Origin of the sequence: Aeromonas sp. 3P (genome assembly GCF_051919745.1) — a bacterium.
GTDB classification, from domain to species: domain Bacteria; phylum Pseudomonadota; class Gammaproteobacteria; order Enterobacterales; family Aeromonadaceae; genus Aeromonas; species Aeromonas veronii.
Window position 1 is genome coordinate 1,272,625 of record NZ_JBQBED010000001.1, and the last position, 20,272, is coordinate 1,292,896.

General features: G+C 59.8%; 14 protein-coding genes. 6 read left to right on the forward strand and 8 right to left on the reverse strand.

Annotated elements, in window-relative coordinates:
- Positions 1-25: 25 nt before the first annotated feature.
- From ACTG19_RS05670 to grpE, 7 genes are all read right to left on the reverse strand, one after another.
- Positions 26-1,441 (reverse strand): glycoside hydrolase family 32 protein, encoded by a 1,416-nt coding sequence (locus ACTG19_RS05670; RefSeq protein WP_439988848.1) that lies wholly within the window; start codon positions 1,439-1,441, stop codon positions 26-28.
- Complete coding sequence (locus tag ACTG19_RS05675) at positions 1,441-2,805, reverse strand: sucrose-specific PTS transporter subunit IIBC (protein WP_439988850.1); 1,365 nt, start codon at positions 2,803-2,805, stop codon at positions 1,441-1,443. Before ACTG19_RS05675 ends, ACTG19_RS05670 begins: the two co-directional genes overlap by 1 nt.
- A gap of 83 nt (positions 2,806-2,888) precedes the next feature.
- On the reverse strand, positions 2,889-3,845 hold the full coding sequence (locus ACTG19_RS05680) for an aminoimidazole riboside kinase (protein ID WP_439989593.1): 957 nt from the start codon (positions 3,843-3,845) through the stop codon (positions 2,889-2,891).
- Between the two features lie 115 nt (positions 3,846-3,960).
- Entirely contained in the window at positions 3,961-5,466 is a 1,506-nt protein-coding gene (locus ACTG19_RS05685; RefSeq protein WP_439988851.1) for a carbohydrate porin, read from the reverse strand.
- A gap of 264 nt (positions 5,467-5,730) precedes the next feature.
- A complete protein-coding gene (dnaJ, locus tag ACTG19_RS05690) occupies positions 5,731-6,873 on the reverse strand; it encodes a molecular chaperone DnaJ (protein ID WP_005338032.1) in 1,143 nt (380 codons plus the stop codon).
- Between the two features lie 101 nt (positions 6,874-6,974).
- Positions 6,975-8,903, reverse strand: coding sequence for a molecular chaperone DnaK (dnaK, locus tag ACTG19_RS05695; protein ID WP_219296589.1), 1,929 nt, complete (start codon positions 8,901-8,903; stop codon positions 6,975-6,977).
- A gap of 297 nt (positions 8,904-9,200) precedes the next feature.
- Positions 9,201-9,776, reverse strand: a complete 576-nt coding sequence (gene grpE / locus ACTG19_RS05700) for a nucleotide exchange factor GrpE (protein WP_323935781.1) — start codon at positions 9,774-9,776, stop codon at positions 9,201-9,203.
- Between the two features lie 290 nt (positions 9,777-10,066).
- Here grpE and nadK point away from each other — a divergent pair, with 290 nt between their 5' ends.
- The 6 genes from nadK to ACTG19_RS05730 all read left to right on the forward strand — a co-directional run bounded on the left by nadK (position 10,067) and on the right by ACTG19_RS05730 (position 18,809).
- Positions 10,067-10,951 carry an NAD(+) kinase gene (gene nadK, locus ACTG19_RS05705; protein ID WP_005338038.1) on the forward strand — a complete coding sequence of 295 codons (885 nt, stop codon included), beginning with the start codon at positions 10,067-10,069 and terminating at the stop codon, positions 10,949-10,951.
- Between the two features lie 232 nt (positions 10,952-11,183).
- Positions 11,184-12,848 carry a DNA repair protein RecN gene (gene recN / locus ACTG19_RS05710; RefSeq protein ID WP_439988853.1) on the forward strand — a complete coding sequence of 555 codons (1,665 nt, stop codon included), beginning with the start codon at positions 11,184-11,186 and terminating at the stop codon, positions 12,846-12,848.
- Between the two features lie 321 nt (positions 12,849-13,169).
- Positions 13,170-14,060, forward strand: a complete 891-nt coding sequence (locus ACTG19_RS05715; protein WP_139733936.1) for a manganese-dependent inorganic pyrophosphatase — start codon at positions 13,170-13,172, stop codon at positions 14,058-14,060.
- Positions 14,061-14,308: 248 nt separating this feature from the next.
- Positions 14,309-15,472, forward strand: a complete 1,164-nt coding sequence (gene macA / locus ACTG19_RS05720) for a macrolide transporter subunit MacA (RefSeq protein WP_193859800.1) — start codon at positions 14,309-14,311, stop codon at positions 15,470-15,472.
- Entirely contained in the window at positions 15,469-17,442 is a 1,974-nt protein-coding gene (locus ACTG19_RS05725; protein WP_151285895.1) for a MacB family efflux pump subunit, read from the forward strand. The genes macA and ACTG19_RS05725 overlap by 4 nt, the downstream gene beginning before the upstream one ends.
- 2 nt (positions 17,443-17,444) lie before the next feature.
- The gene (locus ACTG19_RS05730) at positions 17,445-18,809 is read left to right on the forward strand and encodes an efflux transporter outer membrane subunit (protein ID WP_439988854.1); all 1,365 of its coding nucleotides are present in this window, start codon (positions 17,445-17,447) and stop codon (positions 18,807-18,809) included.
- A 537-nt stretch (positions 18,810-19,346) separates the two neighbouring features.
- Here the strand turns inward: ACTG19_RS05730 and ACTG19_RS05735 are convergent.
- Positions 19,347-19,757 carry an H-NS family histone-like protein gene (locus tag ACTG19_RS05735; protein WP_005344269.1) on the reverse strand — a complete coding sequence of 137 codons (411 nt, stop codon included), beginning with the start codon at positions 19,755-19,757 and terminating at the stop codon, positions 19,347-19,349.
- Positions 19,758-20,272: the final 515 nt, after the last annotated feature.

Genomic DNA, 20,272 nt, shown 5'->3' on the forward strand with positions numbered 1-20,272 from the left:
GGCCTCCCGGCTGACTAGAACCGGGCTATTGTACTAGGCATGCCGACAGCGGCCAGTGATTGAGGCAAATTTTGCAGCCATCATCGCCGTTACCTGATGATAGTTGTGGCTTTTCTCCGGGGAAGTAGCGCGCCGACAGGCTGTGACGCCCCTCATCGATGAAACACTCCAGACTGGAGCGATCGCACAGGACGGTGATCAGCCCGCCAGCCCATGGGCTGCTGCGGGTCTCCCACGCTCCGCTCTGCCAGTTCTGGCGCCGCAAGGTGATGCGCCACGGCTGCCAGCACAGCTCGGCCACGGCACCGAACCAGAGGCTCCCCTCACCACACAGATCCAGATCGAGCCAGGCCGAGTCGATGGCCAGCCCCGGAAACTCGCCAAGCGTCCCCTCAAAACGGGTCAACTCTCCCTTCAATGCCGCCAGCTCCGCCACCGGCCGCTGGCAGAGCCACTCATCCTGCCAGAACAGCTCCCGCGGGCAGCTCATCTGGTGGATCCAGCCGTAAGCGACAGTGGGTTGGCTCATCTCATTCTCCTCCGGCAGCCCCAGCCAACCGAACAGGAGGCGGCGACCCTGAGTGTCCAGGGTAGTTTGCGGCGCATAGAACTCGAAGCCCCGGTCCAGCTCGTGGAAAGCCCCGTGCTCGAAGCGCTCGCCGTCGAAGTTGCCAGAAAGCCAGCCGCACTGGTAGAGGTTGCGATAATCCTCGCCTGCCGGGGCAATCCCCTGCGGGCAGCTGATCAGCACATGACACTCCCCCAGCGGGAAGAGATCTGGGCACTCCCACATATAGCCAAACTCACCCAGCCCCCCGCGCCCGCTACCGGCGATGGGGCCCACCCGCTGCCAGCTTTGCAGGGTCTCGCTGCGATAGAGCAGCACTTCCCCCTTGTCATCCAGGGTGCGGGCCCCCAGCACCATCAACCACTGTTTACCGTCGTGCCACACCTTGGGGTCGCGCACGTGGCCGCTGTAGCCTGCGGGCAGATCCAGCACAGGCCCCAGCTTGGCAAAACCACCCTCACCGTCGGCCCGGGCCAGACACTGATAGGCGGCGCGGCTGCCATCCGGGTATTTGACATTGCCGGTGTAGATGAGGGTCAGACGCCCCTGCTCGTCTCTCACCGCCGAACCCGAATAGCAGCCGTGGCTCTCATAGGCTTCGGTGGGCAAGAGCGCCACCGGCTCGTGCTGCCAATGCAACAGATCGGTGGAGGTGACATGGCCCCAGCCCTTGTTGCGGTGCTCGCAGCCCAGCGGATTCCACTGGTAGAAGAGGTGGTAGCGCCCGTCGTGCTCGATAAAGCCGTTGGGATCGTTAAGCAGCCCCACCGGGGCTGCCAGATGCCAGCGGGGCCGATGGGGATCGGCCGCCGCCTTGAGCTGTCCGGCCAGCAGCGACCGGACAATCTGGTTGAGAAGATCGCTTTCCTTCATCACTCCACCTTGTACTTGAGCAGGTAGGATGCGGCGAAGGCGGCACCAAAGGCGATCACCAGCCCGATGATGTAGTGAATAAGGCTCATGGGCTGGACGATGGCCATGCCGGGAATACCGGTCAGCCCTACCGCCGTCATCCCCACCTTGGCCGCCACCACGTAGGCGCCGCCGCAGGCCCCGCCAAACAGACCGGCGAGGAAGGGTTTGATGTAGCGCAGGTTGACGCCAAAGATGGCCGCTTCCGTGATACCCAGCAGACAGGACATGGCCGCCGGCACGGTAATGGCCTTGATCTTCACATCACGAGTCTTGAAGTAGACCGCGAGGCAAGCCCCACCCTGTGCCACGTTGGCCATGGCCCAGATGGGCAGCAGGAAGTTGACGCCAATTTGCGGATTCGCCAGCAGCCCCGCCTCGATGGCGTGGAAGCTGTGATGGATGCCGGTGATGACGATAAGCGAGTAAGTGCCGCCAAACACCAGCCCCGCCAACCAGCCCGCCTGCTCATAGAGGGCACTCAGACCGAACGAGATGCCATCCCCCAGCACCCGACCCGCCGGGCCGATAAAGAGCAGCGCCACGAAACCGGTGATGATGACGGTGAGAAACGGCGTGAGGATCAGATCCAGCGCGTCCGGAATGCGCTTGCGCAGCTGTTTCTCCAGATGGGACATAAACCAGACCGCCAGCAGCACCGGGAAGACGGTGCCCTGATAGCCGATCATGGCGACATCGAGCCCGAAGAAATCCATGGTCTTGAAACCACCGGCCACGCCCCAGGCGTTGGTCAACGCCGGGTGGGTGAGAATACCGCCGAGGGTCGCCCCGAGATAGGGGTTGCCGCCAAACTCACGTGCTGCAGTAAAGCCGATGAGGATCGGCAGTATGATAAATGCCGCCGAGCTGAACATGTCGAGCATCACAAACAGGGCGCTGTCGGCATTGACCCAACCGTAGGTGCGCACCATGCCGAGCAGCCCCATCAGCAGACCCGAGGCGACGATGGCCGGAATGATCGGCACGAAGATGTTGGAGAGGGTTCGCGCCAACCGCTGGGCCACGTTGAGCTTGGCCGTCGCCATGTCGGTCAGTTCCGCCTTGCTGGCGGTGCCGGTACCGGTCAGCGCCACGAACTCCGCATAGACCTTGTTGACCAGACCGGTGCCGAAGATCACCTGAATTTGGCCCGCGTTGCTAAAGCACCCCTTGACCCCCTCCAGCTTGTCGATGGCGGCCTTGTTTACCTTGCTGTCATCGGCCAGCACCAACCGCAGCCGGGTGGCACAGTGGGCAGCGCTGACGATATTCTCCTTGCCCCCGAGCAGGGGCACCAGCTCCTTGGCTATCGCACTGATATTCATATTCTTCCTCTTATGACCCGCCACGCTGGCGGGCCCTTGTCACATGAGAGTAGGGGCTGTCGAGCCGGGCTTCTAGCCTCAGCTCAACGGCCGCTTGTGTCTGATCGCAAAAAGGCATCCAGTTCGGAGCGGGTCGGCAGCGCCGTCATCGCCCCCTTGGCGGTGGTGGCGAGCGCCCCGCAGCCGTGGGCCTGAGCCAGGATGGCGGGTAGCTCGGCCAGCGTCGGCAGCGACGAGCGCCCGGCCAGCGCCGCCAGCAGACCGGCGACGAAGGCATCCCCCGCCCCTGTGGTGTCGATGGGCGTCACTTTCTGCCCCACCCACTCCAGCAACTCGCCATCAAGGCGAGCCACCACCCCGGCCGCCCCTCTGGTCACCAGCACCAGCGCCGGGCCAGAGAGAGTTGCAAGCCCGGCAGCCAGATCATCCTCGCCACTCAGCAGTTGCAGCTCCTCAATGGAGAGCTTGACCACATCCGCCTGTGCAATTGCCTGACGCACCAGCGGCAGCATCTCGGCGGGGTTGCCCCACACCTCGGGGCGCAGGTTGGGGTCGAAGCAGACTCGCCCGCCTTCCGCCTTGATGGCTGCCATGGCCTGCAGGCAGCTGGTGCGCACCGGCTCGTTGGCTAGCGCGATGGAGCAAGTCAGCAACCACTGACCGGCATCGAAGCGGGGCAACTCATTTGGGGTGAGGAACTGGTCGGCACTGGGGCGCACCATAAAGGTGAAGCTGCGCTCCCCCTCGTCATCCAGTGCCACCAGCACGGTAGAGGTGCGATGGTCTGGATCGAGCCGCAGCGCACCGATATCCACCCCCTCCCCGCGCAAGGTGTCGGCCATAAAGCGGCCGAACGGATCGGCACCGACCCGGCCGATAAAGGCCGCATCGCCCCCCAGCCGTGCCACACCAACCGCCACATTGGCGGGCGCACCACCCGGACACTTGAGGTAGTGCAACGCCCCTTCCGGGATCAAGTCCACCACCGCATCCCCCATTACCCACACACGATTCGTCACCTTGCTACTCCACTGCTGCATCGGATCCACGGTCAAACCCGAACTCTGTTCTATTGGCTGGCATTATCAGCTAAACCGTTTTAGCCAACCAATAGATCTCGGCACCGGTTGCCATTTTTGTGATCGGGATAACGAACTAGAACCAGGTTTCCATCTGCACACCAAAGTTCCACTCGCCACCGGCGGTGAAGTTGCTCTGGCCCATGGCATCGTCGCTGGCGTAATTGTCGAGCTCGGAGGACCAGTCCATCCAGCTGGCGAACACCCTAAGCTCAGGCCGCTCGAAGAATCCGGCGGTTTGCGCCTTGAAGGTGGGGGCGAAGGTGAGTTTGGTGAAGTTGCCGTTCACCGCCTGGCGTCCCTTGTAACCCTTGGGGTCGAGATCCATGTACTGCCAAGCCGCCTCGTAGACCAGCTCGACGTTCTGGCTCAGCACCTGTGCCACCCGGGTATTGAAGGTGAGCCAGCGGTACTCGTCCCCTTTCACGTAGCGATCCTGACTTTGCTCGGCCAGCAGGGCCGGGGCAAAACGCCAGCGCGAGTTGAGATCGGTGGCGCCAAACACGGCGACCCGCACTGCATCGGCGTCCGGCAGCAGCTCGCTGTCAGAGCCCAGCCCCTTGACCTCGGCCCCCAGCCCATGACCGTACAGCACCGCCGCCTTGGCAAAACCGGGGTTGATGCCGAAAAAGCTCTCGCCGTGGTAGGCCAGCAGGGTGTGTGCCCCCTTGTCCGCCGCCTCGCTGCCCGCCCCCTTGTCATTGATGCGGGCGTCATTGTCCTTGGCCGAGAGACCGTTCACCATCCATTGCCAGTTGCCGACGCGGTTGTTCATGGTGAGGATGTAGCTCTCGATATCGGAGAGGCCACTGGCGCTGATGTCGCCGTAATCGCGACCATAGAGAGAGAAGTTGGCCTTCCAGCTGTCGGCCAGCTGCACGTCGTAGACGCCGCCGCCGGTACCGGCCAGGAACACCACGTCGGAATCGAGCCAGTGGATGTCAAAGTTGTCGCGGTCAAAGCGCTTGCCCGCCCACAGCACCGCATTCTTGAAGGGGCCGTCGAAGCTCGCCAGATTGCCGATCTCGGCAAACACCTGACGGGTATTGAGGCTCGAATCGCTGGCGGTCCAGTCGTTGCTGGTCTCCACCCCGTCCGCCAGCATCAGCTTGTAGCGGGCCCAGCTGCCATCCTCAAAGGTCTGGGTTTTCAGCAGGTTGGCCTCCATGTAGGTGTCATCCTCGTTGCCAAGGCGACCGACGGCCCCGCCCACCGAACCGGCTGGCGTGATGTAGGGGCCGCCGCGCCCACCGTTGCCATTGCTGTTGACCAACAGGCCCGAGCGAGCGTAACCGTGAAACTCGAAGCCCTGGGCACCAGCGGTCTTCTCATCCACCTTCTGGCTGCGGTTGTCGGCCACCTGCGCCTGCTCGCTGGCCGCGCTCGCCTTCACTTCCGCCTGACTGGCACGGCTCTCTGCTGCCTCGGCTCTCGCTTCAGCCGCCTGTACCCGTGCCTCCAGCGCCGCCAGTCTGGCCTCGACACTCTCACCTGCGATACTCGCCTGCGCCGCCCACAGCGGGCTGCTCATCCCCAATCCCAGCGCTACCGCCAGCGCCAACTTGCTCTTGAACATCATCATCTTCCTCACCTGTCATCTGTGGCCCGGACGGGCGCTGTTGTTATCGACAGACGGAGCATAGCTAAACCGCTTTAGCAAACTCAATATGACAACTAAACCGTTTCAGCAACAGTGTGAGCGGGATAACATTTGTACAGCAGGAATTGGCGGGAGTTGTGAGGAGGATCCCTCATCAGGATCCACTCAATAGGGCGGATCCTGGCTAAACGGCGGGCAAAAAAAGAGCCGGCACAAGGCCGGCTCTGTTTATTCGGGTCGCTGAAATCAGCTGGTCAGATCGTCGAAGAAGCGTTTCACCCCTTCGAAGAAGCCTTCCGATTTCGGCTTGTGGGTCTTGGCAGCGGCACCGCTGAAGGATTCGTCCAGCTGGCGCAGCAGCTCTTTCTGCTGCTCGGTGAGGTTGACCGGAGTCTCGATCACCACCTTGCACATCAGATCCCCTACCTGGCCGGAGCGTACTGACTTCACGCCCTTGCCGCGCATGCGGAACATCTTGCCGGTCTGGGTCTCCGGAGTGACCTTGAGCTTGACGCGGCCATCCAGGGTCGGTACTTCAATCTCGCCACCCAGCGCAGCTGCGGTGAAGCTGATGGGCACTTCGCAGTAGAGGTTGTTGCCGTCACGCACGAAAATTTCGTGCTCTTTGACGTGCACCTGTACGTAGAGATCCCCTGCCGGAGCTCCTGCTTCCCCCGCTTCCCCTTCGCCGGAGAGACGGATGCGATCGCCGGTATCGACGCCCGCCGGAATTTTCACCGACAGGGTCTTGGTGCGCTGGTAGCGACCTTCACCGTGACACTTGCGGCACGGATCCTTGATGATCTTGCCGCGGCCGTGACAGTGCGGACACGCCTGCTGCACCGCGAAGAAGCCCTGACGCATCTGCACCTGGCCGGAGCCGTGGCAGGTCGGGCAGGTCTGGGCACTGCTGCCGGTGTGGGCACCGGAGCCGTTACAGACTTCGCAGTGAACCAGAGTCGGCACCTTGATCTCCTTGGAGACCCCGCGCACCGCCTCTTCCAGCGTCAGCTCCATGGTGTAACGCAGGTCGGAGCCACGGGCCGGGCCACGACGGGCACCACCACGACCACCGCCGAAGATGTCACCGAATACGTCACCAAACATGTCGGCGAAGTCGGCACCGCCGCCAAAGCCACCGTGGCCACCGCCACCCTGGCTCGGGTCGACACCGGCATGGCCGTACTGGTCGTAACGGGCACGCAGGTTGGCATCGGTCAGGACCTCGTAGGCTTCCTTGACCTCTTTGAACTTCTCTTCGGATGCGGCATCACCCTGGTTACGATCAGGGTGATACTTCATGGCCAGGCGCTTGTACGCCTTCTTGATCTCGCGATCGTCGGCATCTTTCGCCACACCCAGTACTTCGTAGAAATCGCGCTTCGACATACTCATCCTGTGGTTACGCAGACGGGCGTTGGTTACCCAACGCCCGTGAATTCATTGACCAAGCCGATGGGCGAAGCGGACTTCGCCCATCTGGGTAGGGCTTACTTCTTGTCGTCTTTCACTTCTTCGAACTCTGCGTCGACTACGTCGTCGTCAGCCTTGGCAGAAGAGGAGGACTGACCGGCGTCTGCACCGGCGGCACCTTGTGCCTGAGCCTGCTGCTGGGCAATCTCCATCAGCTTCTGGGACGCTTCCAGCAGAGCCTGCTGTTTGGCTTCGATGGCAGCCTTGTCGTCACCCTTGATGGCGGTTTCCAGCTCGCTCAGAGCGGCTTCGATCTTGGTCTTGTCGTCGGCAGGCAGGGCTTCACCGGCTTCGGTGATCTGCTTGCGGACGGAGTGGACCAGACCATCAGCCTGGTTGCGGGCATGCACCAGCTCTTCGAACTTCTTGTCCTCGGCCGCGTTGGCTTCGGCTTCGCGTACCATGCGCTCGATCTCGTCATCAGACAGACCAGAGGAAGCCTGGATGGTGATCTTCTGCTCTTTGTTGGTCTCTTTGTCTTTCGCAGAGACGTGCAGGATACCGTTGGCATCGATGTCGAAGGTCACTTCGATCTGCGGCAGACCACGCGGAGCCGGACGGATGCCTTCCAGGTTGAACTGGCCCAGAGACTTGTTGTCGCTGGCGCGCTTGCGCTCACCCTGCAGCACGTGAATGGTCACGGCAGACTGGTTGTCTTCGGCAGTGGAGAACACCTGGGACTTCTTGGTCGGGATGGTGGTGTTCTTCTCGATCAGCGCAGTCATCACGCTGCCCATGGTTTCGATACCCAGAGAGAGCGGGGTAACGTCCAGCAGCAGTACGTCGGTCTTGTCACCGGACAGTACGGCACCCTGGATGGCAGCACCCATGGCCACGGCTTCGTCCGGGTTAACGTCTTTACGCGGCTCTTTGCCAAAGAACTCGGCAACGGTCTTCTGAACCAGCGGCATACGGGTCTGACCACCAACCAGGATCACGTCGTCGATCTCGCCAACTGCCAGACCGGAGTCTTTCAGGGCAACACGAACCGGCTCCAGAGAGTCCTTCACCATGTCTTCTACCAGGGATTCCAGCTTGGCGCGGGTTACCTTGATGTTCATGTGCTTCGGACCGGTGGCATCGGCAGTGATGTACGGCAGGTTGACGTCGGTCTGCTGGGCAGAAGAGAGCTCGATCTTGGCTTTCTCGGCGGCATCTTTCAGACGCTGCAGAGCCAGCTGGTCGTTGCGCAGGTCGATGCCCTGCTCACGCTTGAACTCGTCAACCAGGTAGTTGATAACGCGGTTGTCGAAGTCTTCACCACCCAGGTGGGTGTTACCATTGGTCGCCAGTACTTCGAAGGTGGTTTCGCCTTCGACTTCGTCGATCTCGATGATGGAGATATCGAAAGTACCGCCACCCAGGTCATATACGGCAACCTTGCGCTCGCCCTTGACCTTGTTCACGCCATAAGCGAAAGCAGCAGCAGTCGGCTCGTTGATGATGCGTTTTACATCCAGACCGGCGATGCGACCGGCATCCTTGGTAGCCTGACGCTGGGCGTCGTTGAAGTAGGCCGGAACAGTGATAACTGCTTCGGTTACCGGCTCGCCCAGGTAGTCTTCAGCGGTCTTCTTCATCTTTTTCAGCACTTCGGCAGAGATCTGCGGCGGTGCCATTTTCTTGCCCTTCACTTCAACCCAGGCGTCGCCGTTGTCAGCTTTGGCGATGGCATACGGCATGATTTTCAGGTCACGCTGCACTTCTTCATCTTCAAAACGACGACCGATCAGACGCTTGATGGCGAACAGGGTGTTTTTCGGGTTGGTGATGGCCTGACGCTTGGCCGGCTGACCAACCAGGATCTCGCCATCATCGGCATAGGCAATGATGGACGGAGTAGTACGATCGCCTTCTGCGTTCTCGATCACGCGAGCAGTGTCGCCATCCAGAATAGCGACGCAGGAGTTGGTAGTACCCAGGTCAATACCGATGATTTTACCCATTTGACGAATCTCCAAATACTTTGAATAAACTGGCGAGGAACTCGCCTTAATGCGTTAACGGCTAGGTGGGGGCTGCCTATCTGGCTTTCAAGCTCCCGGCATCAAATTTTTTGTGCCGCCGCGGCCTTGCTACCTATATGGGGTCGCCAGACGCAGCTTCAAGCCCCAACCCTAAAAAACCACACCCTTTGTCATGGTTGCGCGGTCACGTTGAGCCGTAAACCGGGCAAGATGAACAGGGGCTGCACTACGAAACAAAAAGCCCGCCACGGGGCGGGCTCGGGCACCCACAGCCAATCAGTCAACCGCTTTGGCGATCATCACCATGGCAGGACGGATCACCCGACCGTTGAGGTCGTAGCCCTTCTGCATCACGGCAATGACGGTGTTCGGGGCCACGTCAGCGCTCGGCACCATGCTCATCGCCTGGTGGGCGTTGGGGTCAAACGGCTGGTTGAGCGGGTCGAGCGCCACCAGACCAAACTTGGCCACGCCGCTCTGCATGGATTTCAGGGTCAGCTCGACACCTTCGATCATCGGCTTAAGGGCTTCGTTCTCCTTGTCGGCCAGTTCGATGGCACGCTCAAGGTTGTCCAGCACCGGCAGCAGTTCATTGGCGAACTTCTCCAGAGCGAATTTGTGCGCCTTCTCCACATCCAGCTCGGTACGACGGCGCAGGTTCTCCATCTCGGCGGCGGTACGCAGGGCGCGTTCACGCTCTTCCGCCGCTTTTTGGATGGCGGTTTCCAGCTGCGCTTCCAGTTCGGCAATGCGGGCCTGCTCGGCTGTCACTTCACTGTCTACATCGGTCGGCTCGACTGGCTGGGCTTCCACTTGCTCCATCGCTTCAACCTTTTGCTCTTCGTGGTTCATGACATCTCCAATTCCGGGGTTACTTATGAGGGCCCTGACGTCTGGTTGAGCGACCGGACGACAACAGACCGACTATGTTGGCGCTATTATGGGGATGCATCCCCGGCTTTCAAGGGGTAAAGGGCAATCAGGGTTGCTGAATAGCCGCAACCGTCGGTTATCCGGGTTACCGCTCACCGTTTAACCATTAGCCTCAAGGGGATAGCCAGCCCCGTCACACGGGAGAGCGTCACAAGCGGAGCAAAGCACTGTATACTGGCCCGCAATACCCATCCCAGATTTGACTGACTATGGATTCTCCGTTCAAAACCATCGCCCTGATTGGCAAACCCCACCATGAGGGGGCCAACCAGACGCTGACCGGCCTGCATCAATACCTGACCGCCCGCGGCTTTCGGGTTCTGGTGGAGAGCCGGGTCGCCCAGACCCTGAGCATCCTCGATGAAAACGTGATGGATCTGGTGCAACTGGGCCAGCAGGCCGATCTCGCCATCGTGGTCGGCGGTGACGGCAACATGCTGGGGGCGGCGCGGGTGCTGTCGCGCTTCGATGTGGCGGTGATCGGGGTCAACCGGGGCAACCTCGGCTTTCTGACCGATCTCTCGCCACAAGATTACCTGCTGCCGCTGGAGCAGGTGCTCTCCGGCCACTACAAGAGCGAACACCGCTTCCTGCTGGAAGCCTCGGTCTATCGCCACGGCGAGCGCAAGTCGAGCAATCTGGCGGTCAACGAGGCTGTGTTGCACCCGGGCAAGATCGCCCACATGATCGAGTTCGAGGTCTATATCGATGGCAGCTTTATGTATAGCCAGCGTTCGGACGGCATCATAGTGGCCACCCCGACCGGCTCGACCGCCTACTCCCTGTCGGCAGGTGGCGCCATCCTCACCCCCAAGCTCAACGCCATCACGCTGGTGCCCATGTTCCCGCATACCCTCAGCAGTCGCCCCATCGTACTCGATGCCGACAGCGAAGTACGGCTGCTGGTCTCGCCGGATAATCAGGACGATGCCATGCAGGTCAGCTGTGACGGTCAGGTGACGCTGGCGGTCCACCCGGGGGACGAAATCCTGATCAAGAAGAGCCACCACCAGCTTCATCTGGTGCATCCCCTCGACTACAGCTACTTCCACGTGCTGCGCAACAAGCTCGGCTGGGGCAGCAAGCTGTTCTAATCAGCTTTGACCGACAACGGCATTGCCAGAGAAGGGCGCCTGAATTGGCGCCCTTCTCTTTTCTGTCGTGGCAACGTCCCCTGCACTCTCATATCAGTACCGCATTTTCATAGCCATACCACACTGGCTCCCCCCTTCCTGTGTTAAAAATGGCTGCGCCCTCTTTACTGTATATAAGACCAGTATATACTGGATACATACACAGTAATGTTGACCTATACAGGATGAGACCATGCTGACCCAGCTGACCGTCAACAACTTCGCCATCGTCAAGTTTCTCGAACTCGATCTGCAACCGGGCATGACCTGCATCACAGGTGAGACCGGTGCCGGTAAATCCATCGCCATCGACGCCCTCGGTCTCTGCCTTGGAGAGCGGGCCGAAGCGGGCATGGTGCGACCCGATAGCGACAAAAGCGAGGTCAGCGCCCGCTTCCTGCTGGACAACAACCCGGCCGCCCGCGCCTGGCTCGCCACCAACGAGCTGGAAAACGAAGGTGAGTGTATCGTCCGGCGAGTCATCTCAGCCGAGGGGCGTTCACGCAGCTATATCAACGGCGTGCCTGTCCCCCTCACCCAGCTCAAGAATCTGGGCCAGCTGCTGGTCAACGTACACGGTCAGCATGCCCACCAGATGCTGCTCAAACCCGACTACCAGCTCGCTCTGCTCGACGGTTATGCCGGTCACCATCTGTTGCTCGACGAGGTACGCCAGCACTATCAGCAGTGGCGCCAGCTGCAAAACGAGCTCAACCGGCTCAAGGCCGAGCAGCAGCAGCGGGAAGCCCGTCGCCAGCTCATCGAGTATCAGGTGCAGGAGCTGGACGAATTTGCCCTGCAGCCGGGCGAGTTTGAAGAGATCGAGGAGGAGCACCAGCGGCTGGCCAACGGCACCGAATTGATGCAGGAGTGCGGCTTCTGCCTCGATCTGCTCTATGACAACGAAGAGACCACTATCGCTGGCCTGCTGCAATCAGCCGTCGATCGGGCCGAGGGGCTGGTCAGCATGGACAGCCGCCTCACCCCGGTACTGGAGATGCTGAACGAAGCACTGATCGGGGTGCAGGAGAGCCACAGCGAGCTGCGCAGCTATCTCGATCGGCTGGAGCTGGATCCCGAACGTTTCAACGAGCTGGAAGCCCGCCTCTCCAAGGCGATCAATCTGGCCCGCAAGCACCATGTCAAACCGGCAGATCTGGCTCAGTACCATCAGGAGCTGGCCTCTGATCTTGCTCGCCTCAACTCCGATGAAGAACGGTTAGAGGGGATGGAAGATGAGCTGGCTGAGGCCCGTCAGGCTTTTGTCCAGGCCGCCGAAGCCCTGAGTCAGAGCCGTCAGCGTTACGCCCAGGAGTTGGGCGCCAAGGTAACCAGCAGCATGCACGAACTGGCGATGCCCGATGGCAGCTTTGCCATCGAGGTGCGCCCCGATGCCCAGAGCAGCCTCTCTCCGCTGGGTATAGATCGGGTCGAATTTATGGTCACCACCAACCCTGGCCAACCGATCCAGCCGCTTGGCAAGGTGGCTTCGGGCGGTGAACTGTCGCGCATCAGCCTCGCCATCGTGGTGATCAGCGCCCGCAAGATCTCCACTCCGACCCTGATTTTCGATGAGGTGGATGTGGGGATCAGCGGCCCGACTGCCGCTGTGGTAGGTCGCCTGCTACGCCAGCTCGGGGAGTCCACTCAGGTGATGGTGGTCACTCACTTGCCTCAGGTGGCAGGCAACGGCCACCAGCATATGGTGGTGAGCAAGCATACCGATGGCAAAACCACCGAAACCCAAATGAGTGCCCTTGATGAGACAGCCCGTCTCAACGAGCTGGCACGCCTGCTCGGTGGCGACCAGATCACCGATAACACATTGGCCAATGCCCGCGAGCTGCTGCGTCGTTGAATCAGGCAATAAAGCCCATTTGCAGCGATGGCGACTGATAACGCTGACAGAACATGCTGACTGCACAGGCACGAACGAGTGCCATAGCCTGCACAGTCAGCAATAGCCAATAGCCAATAGCCAATAGCCAATAGCCAATAGCCAATAGCCAATAGCCAACTGTGAGAACCGAACTCGCGTCAGGATTACCGACCCAGATCAATAAAATGGCGAGTTAGGCGAAGCTGGCAGCAACATGGGCGTGGATCCGGTTGCCTTCATGTGGCGGATTTCGCATAGTGTTGCCCCCCTTTATGGGTATCCAATTGTGAGGCTTTGTCTATGATCCACGTTTTTGGTCACAAGAATCCTGATAGCGACAGTATCTGCAGTGCGCTGGTTATCACCGACTGGCTCAATGGCCAGGGCCGTCAGGCCACCCCATGGCGTCTGGGTGACCTGCGCACCGAAACCCGTTTTATTCTGGAGCAGGCTGGCGTCAGCGAACCCGAGTTGCTGACCAAAGATCTGACCGGTGAAGATGTCTGGCTGGTGGATTTCAGTGATCTGGAACAGGGCCCTGCCACACTGGCACAAGCCAATGTACTGGGTCTGGTGGATCACCACCGTCTCGGCACTCTGGTCACCCAGTCTCCGCTGGATGCGTGGATCCGAGCCGTCGGTTGCACCTGCACCATCGCCTTCGATCTGCTGAGCCAGCAAGGCACTGTAACCCGCAGCCAGGCTCGCCTGATGCTGGGTGCCATCATGAGCGACACCCTCTGTCTCACCTCGCCCACCACCACCGAGCAGGACAAGATCGCCTGCGAGCGTCTTGCACCGCTGGCCGAAGTATCGCTGGCCGAGTTCGGCCAACAGCTGCTGATGGCCAAAACCGACCTGAGCGGCCTGACTCCGGCTCAACTGCTGCAGCAGGATGAGAAGGCATTCCAAGCCGAAGGTCTGAACTTCATCATGAGCCAGATTGAAGTGGGCAGCGAACAACAGCTTGCCGACCAGATCGAAACCCTGCAGCAGGAGATGGCCCTGCGCGTGGAGAGCGAAGGGCTCGACTTCTTCGTGCTGATGGTGACTGACCTGACGGCCGCAGCCAGCCGTATCTACTTTACCGAGCACGCCAAAGTACCGGCCGAGTCCAGCTACCACCCGGGCTTTGTCAGCCGCAAGAAGCAGGGTCTGCCCTGGGTGATGGATCTGCTGGCCAAGGCCTGATCCTCCCTCGCCATCACCTATTCCAAAGCCCTGCCTCTGCCCAGGGCTTTTTCATCGCCACCACCAGTCGCACTCCCCCCTCTTGCTGACCATCTTGCTCACCACTGCGGTCTCTCGCTTACTCTTTTCACGGCTTATTGACAGTTAACGCCATAACTTTGCTTACATATTTGCGGCTGTTATTTATCAGGGCTTTGCTGCAGGATAATCGCCGCGCACAACCTTTTCCGTTTCCATTCAGGTGATCGATGAACATAACCCCCAAGCAGAGAACCCTGGCCATCACCATGCTGATCGCCGTGGTACTCCTCGGCTGGCTGCTCTGGCCCAGTCAACCACCCAAGGCGATGCTGACCGCTCAGGTTACCCGCGAGGATATTGCCCAAACTGTACTGGCCAGTGGTGTGCTGCAGGCCGTGGAGCAGGTGGATGTGGGGGCACAAGTCTCCGGTCAAGTCACCAAGCTGGCCGTCGAGGCTGGTGATCAGGTCAAGCAGGGAGACCTGCTGGCCGAGATCGATCCCCTGATTGCCCAGAACAACCTCAAGACGGCCGAGGCGGAACTTGCCAGCAACCGCGCCCAGCTCAAGATCAAGCAGGCACAACTCAAACAGAACGAGCTCGCCTGGCGGCGCCAGCAGCAGATGTTCAAGCAGGAGGCGAGTTCACGGGCCGATCTGGAGAGTGCCGAGGCACTGCTGGCGGTCACCCGCGCCGAACTGCAAAACAGCCAGGCCAATATCGACAATGCCCTGATCAAGGTTGATCGGGCCAAGACCGAGCTGGGCTACACCAAGATCCTGGCGCCGATGGATGGCACCGTTATCAGCATTGTGACCCGTCAGGGCCAGACCCTGGCTGCCAGCCAGACGGTGCCGACCGTGCTCAAGCTGGCCAACCTCGAGACCATGACGGTCAAGGCGCAGATCTCCGAAGCCGATGTCACCAAGGTCAAAGCCGGCATGCCGGTCTACTTCACCCTGATCGGCGATCCGGATACCCGCTATCAGGGTACCCTTCGCGCCGTGGAGTTAGCGCCTACCAACATCAACGATCAGGCCACCACAGGTACCACCACCAGCAATGCGGCTGTCTACTACTACGCCCTGTTCGATGTACCCAATCCCGACCATACCCTGCGGGTGGCAATGACCACCCAGGTGACCATTGTGCTCGGCGAGCGCAAGCAGGTGCTCACTGTGCCGCAAACCGCCCTCGGCAAGTCGTTGGGTGACAACGAGTATGAAGTCAGCGTGATCAAGGACGATGAGACAACCGAAACCCGCCATATCAAAACCGGTATGAAGGACGAGATCCGCATTGAAGTGATCAGCGGGCTGAGTGAGAAGGAGGAGGTGCAGCTCAATCACGGAGCCCCCGCCGACAATGATGAGATGGCGGTGATGCTATGAGTGAGCCCCTGAACCAGCTGCCGTTGATCCAGCTGAAAGGGGTCGAGCGACGCTACCAGAGCGGCGACAGCGAAGTCACCGTGCTCCACCCTCTTGACCTCACCATCACGGCAGGAGAGATGATCGCCATTGTCGGCGCGTCCGGCTCCGGCAAGTCGACCCTGATGAACCTGCTGGGTTGTCTCGATAGCCCGAGCAGCGGCCAGTATCTGTTTCGCGGTCAGGACACCGCCACCATGGATGGGTTGGCGCTGGCCCGGCTGCGCTGCCACCACTTCGGTTTTATCTTTCAGCGCTACCATCTGCTGCCCCATCTCGATGCCGCCGCCAACGTGGAGATCCCGGCCGTCTATGCCGGCACCAGTCGCCCGGATCGCCAGGCACGTGCGCGTCAGCTGCTGGGCAGACTAGGTCTGGCCGATCGCAGCCACCATACCCCGGGCCAACTCTCCGGCGGTCAGCAGCAGCGGGTCAGTATCGCCCGGGCGCTTGCCAATGGCGGCGAAGTGATCCTCGCCGATGAACCGACCGGCGCACTGGATAGCCAGAGCGGCAAGGAGGTGATGGCGATCCTCAAGGAGCTGCACGCTCAGGGCCACACCATCATTCTGGTCACCCACGATATGAACGTGGCCAGCCATGCCGACCGGATCATCACTCTCAAGGATGGTCGGATTGAACAAGATAGCGGCCCCTGCCAAACGGCCGTGTTGGCTCCAGCCACCGCTGTAGCCCCTCAAAAAATAGTGCCCACTAAAGGCGCCATGGGTCACGACTGGGATCGTTATCGGGAAGCGGGACGGATGGCGATCCATGCCATGCTCGCCCACCGGATGCGCACCTTCCTCACCATGCTCGGCATCATCATCGGCATCGCCGCCGTGGTGAGCGTGGTGGCGCTGGGGCAAGGGGCGCGCGCCAAGGTGATCGACCAGATCAATGCGATGGGCACCAACACCATCGAAATCTTCCCGGGCAAGGGATGGGGCGATGAGAAAATGGCCAGCATCCAGACCCTCAACAAGGGGGATCTCGATGCCCTGTTGGGGCAGCCCTATCTTGCGGGCGCCAGCCCCGAGATCGGCAGCTCCGGCCAGTTGCGCTATCGCAACAAGACCAACAGCGGCAATGTGACCGGTGTCGGTAACGACTATTTCAAGGTAAAGGGGATGACGCTGGTCAGTGGTCGCTTACTGGAGTGGCAAGATATCCAGCAGCGTGCTGCCGTTGCCGTGGTGGACAAGAAGAGCATCACCAGCCTGCTTGGCAAGGAGGACCCGGTCGGCAAGGTGGTACTGGTCGGCACCTTGCCGGTGCGGATTGTCGGTGTGGTTTCGCAGGAGACCGGCTTCGGCCCCACCAGCCAGTCGGTCAATATCTGGCTACCCTACAGTGCGGTGATGAGTCGCCTCATCTCGCAGCACCACTTCAGCCAGATCACTATACGAGTCAAGGACGGGGTACAACCGGCACTGGCCGAGCAGGCGGTGATCGAGCTGATCACCAAGCGCCACGGGGTGAAGGATTTCTTCACCTTCAGTAGCGACAGCATCATCAAATCGGTAGAGAAAACCACCGCCACCATGACCCTGATGGTCTCGGCCATCGCGGTGATCTCGCTGATCGTCGGCGGGGTGGGCGTGATGAACATCATGCTGGTGTCGGTGGTGGAGCGCACCCGCGAGATCGGCATTCGCATGGCAGTGGGCGCCCGCCAGTCGGATATTCTGCAGCAGTTCCTGATTGAAGCCGTGATGGTGAGCCTGCTGGGGGGGCTCTTCGGCGTCGGCCTCTCGCTCGGTATTGGCGCGCTCTTTTCACTGCTGGTGGACTCCATCAAGATGCAGTTCTCGCTCTTCTCCATCTTGATGGCCTTTGGCTGCTCGTCACTCATCGGGATCCTGTTTGGTTACCTGCCGGCACGCAATGCGGCGCGGCTCGACCCTGTTGTCGCACTGGCGAGGGAATAACAATGCACAAACTCTCCTGGCTGGCTCTCTCTATGGCTCTCAGCGGCTGCAGTCAGCACAGCACCTATCAAAGACCCGAACTGGCGATCGCCCCTGCATGGCAACAGGCAGAGGGCGCCCAACTGGCTGCGCAGGCAGGCCCATGGTGGCGGGAATTTCATGATCCCCAGCTCGACAAATTGGTCGAGGCGGTACTGGCCGCCAACCCGGACATGCATGTGGCGGCCCTCAAGCTCAAAAGCGCCAGACTGGGCGCCGAGCAGACCGATACCAACCTCACCCCCTCGGTCAATGGCACTATCGCAGCCAGTGGCAACAAGGATCTGAAAACCGGCAAAGGCACCAACAGTCTGGGCCCCTCGCTGAGCCTCAGTTACGAAGTGGATTTGTGGGGCAAGCTTGCCTCGGTGCGAGATCAGGCAAGCTGGGAGGCGGCGGCAAGCGAGCAGGATCTCGCCAGCATCCGACTCCTGCTGATCGGCAATACTCTGGAGCAATATTGGCAGCTCGGCTATCTCGGCTCTGCCATCGCACTCGGAGAACAGCAGCTGGCCAACCTGACGCGAACCAAGCAGCTGACCCAAACCAAATACCAGGCAGGCGCCATCACCCGACTCGATCTGGCGCAGGCACGCCAGCAACTGGCAGGCAAGCAGGCTGAGCTGGCCTCCCTCAAAGCGCAGCAGGAACAGGCTCGCAATGCCCTGCGTCTGTTGCTGGGCCGCAGCAGCGGGCCGCTGGAGTATGCACCCGCTTCCCTTGCAAAGCAGGCCATTCCTGAACTTGCGGTGGGTATTCCGGCCGATGTGCTGGCCCGCCGCCCCGATGTCAAAGCGGCCGAATTGCGGCTGCGCAAGACGCTAGCTAAAGGGGATGAGATCCGCACCAGCTTCTACCCCAGCCTGACCCTGACCGGCAGTGCCAGCACCGCATCCGATAGATTGGCGCAGGTGCTGCAAAATCCGGTAGGTACGCTGGGAGCCAGCCTCGCCCTTCCCTTCCTTGAATACAACCGCACCCAGCTCGCCATCGAAAGCTCAGAGCTGGATTACCAGATTGCTGAAACCGAGTTTCGCAAACAGCTCTACACCGCACTGGTGGAGGTTGAAGACAATCTGGCCGCACGCCACTATGGCCAGCAGCGACTCGATTATCTGCAGGAGCAGCTGAGTTATGCCCGGGAGGCCGAACGACTGGCCAAGGCACGCTTCCAGGCGGGTGCGACCGGCGTGCAAGCCTGGCTCGATGAGCAGAACCGACTGTGGGATGCCCAGCAGAGCCTGTTGGCCCAGCAAAAAGAGCAGCTCACCACCACTGCCAAAATCTATCGCGCCCTGGGTGGCAGCGATAGCGTGGCGCCCCGATAACGCTTCACCCGGCCATTCCCCGCTCAGCCGGCAGAGTGGGGAATGCCATCGCCATGGACCGCACAGCCCCCCCCTCGCCCACACGGCAACCGAACTCCATTGCCCATCATCAGGGGCAGTCATGGCAGCACTGCCAATTACATGCATCGGCGACCCAGAATATCCGGGCCATACCTTGAGGCTCTCTCTATACCTCACGCTCCCTGACCGGAGGTAACGATTACCGGATATTCCATCAGCAGAGAGCTCGACTCTTGCCGAGCGGCGCCCCGTGAATCGTGAGATGCATTTCCGAAGCTCATATCTGCACGACGCATACAAATAGCGATATCACGCAGTTAATCCTGCACGACAAAATTAATCGCAAACAGCGAGGGATATTGAGCAAAGTAACAGTGAAGTGAAACGACGGTAAAAAGGATACAAGCGAGGATGTAGATAGCAGAGCGGCAGAAGGCGGATTGGATAACGACGAGTAAAAAGGCAAAAAATAATGCCGCCCAAGGGCGGCATTATTCAATCTCTGAACCTGACGAATTAGATCAGGAAATCGTTCAGGTCTTTACCCAGTGCTACTTGAGCAGCAATGGCTTTCGGCATACGGCCTTGACCGGTCCAGGTTTTTTCCTGGCCATCTTCTTCGTACTTGTATTTAGCCGGACGCGGAGCACGCTTGCTCTTGGCAGCGCCAGTCGCAGCAGCCGGAGCTGCGGCAGTCGCCAACAGCTCGCGAGGATCAATACCAGCCTGCTGCAGCATTTCGGTGAATTCATTCAGCTTGCGCTGACGCTCTTCCTGTTCAGCACGCTCCTGTTCAACAGAATCGGCGCGCTCTTGGTAAACCAGGTCAAACTTCTCTTTAGCTTCCAGCAGTTGCTCAAACGGCAGTTCACGAATAGCCGCACGCAGACTGCGAATGTTCAGCAGAACTTTCAGAAACTCGTTCATTATTTCCTCACAAAAAAGTCGGTTACAGGGATAACTGTTTCAGAATAGCATGGACAATTCGCGAGAACATACAGTTTTTCTATATTAACGTTCTTTTTTTCTTAAATTTCACCATCAAGATTGAATGCTTGCCACTCTTAATAACAAACTGGCTGGAATGCAGCTCTTCTGGGTAGAGAGATGATTACCATCTTGTGTTCAAGAAACATCGGTATTTCAAGACTCATTAATTTCCAGTTCAGCATCCAGCAAAACTAACTCGGTAACCTGCTTTATAAGCATGAGCGCACATTTCTACCACACGTTCAACATCATGTGACAAGACTATGCCTATCTGTTTAGCAATGAACACATCTAGAACCTGTCCCTTCACCCGATGATGAGGGGGATACTCCCAATTGACTATCAACCCATTCGACACTTCCAACAAAATTACATATTAATCAATTGGTTGAGAGCGAAGCATGACATTTCAAATATGCTTTTCGTAGCCCGTTTGACAGTGGTATGCGTCC

Bases quoted from the DNA above. Each gene is read 5' to 3' on its own strand.
- ACTG19_RS05670 (WP_439988848.1), bottom strand. From the start codon at position 1,441: ATGAAGGAAAGCGATCTTCTCAACCAGATTGTCCGGTCGCTGCTGGCC.
- ACTG19_RS05675 (WP_439988850.1), bottom strand. From the start codon at position 2,805: ATGAATATCAGTGCGATAGCCAAGGAGCTGGTGCCCCTGCTCGGGGGC.
- ACTG19_RS05680 (WP_439989593.1), bottom strand. From the start codon at position 3,845: ATGCAGCAGTGGAGTAGCAAGGTGACGAATCGTGTGTGGGTAATGGGG.
- ACTG19_RS05685 (WP_439988851.1), bottom strand. From the start codon at position 5,466: ATGATGATGTTCAAGAGCAAGTTGGCGCTGGCGGTAGCGCTGGGATTG.
- dnaJ (WP_005338032.1), bottom strand. From the start codon at position 6,873: ATGTCGAAGCGCGATTTCTACGAAGTACTGGGTGTGGCGAAAGATGCC.
- dnaK (WP_219296589.1), bottom strand. From the start codon at position 8,903: ATGGGTAAAATCATCGGTATTGACCTGGGTACTACCAACTCCTGCGTC.
- grpE (WP_323935781.1), bottom strand. From the start codon at position 9,776: ATGAACCACGAAGAGCAAAAGGTTGAAGCGATGGAGCAAGTGGAAGCC.
- nadK (WP_005338038.1), top strand. From the start codon at position 10,067: ATGGATTCTCCGTTCAAAACCATCGCCCTGATTGGCAAACCCCACCAT.
- recN (WP_439988853.1), top strand. From the start codon at position 11,184: ATGCTGACCCAGCTGACCGTCAACAACTTCGCCATCGTCAAGTTTCTC.
- ACTG19_RS05715 (WP_139733936.1), top strand. From the start codon at position 13,170: ATGATCCACGTTTTTGGTCACAAGAATCCTGATAGCGACAGTATCTGC.
- macA (WP_193859800.1), top strand. From the start codon at position 14,309: ATGAACATAACCCCCAAGCAGAGAACCCTGGCCATCACCATGCTGATC.
- ACTG19_RS05725 (WP_151285895.1), top strand. From the start codon at position 15,469: ATGAGTGAGCCCCTGAACCAGCTGCCGTTGATCCAGCTGAAAGGGGTC.
- ACTG19_RS05730 (WP_439988854.1), top strand. From the start codon at position 17,445: ATGCACAAACTCTCCTGGCTGGCTCTCTCTATGGCTCTCAGCGGCTGC.
- ACTG19_RS05735 (WP_005344269.1), bottom strand. From the start codon at position 19,757: ATGAACGAGTTTCTGAAAGTTCTGCTGAACATTCGCAGTCTGCGTGCG.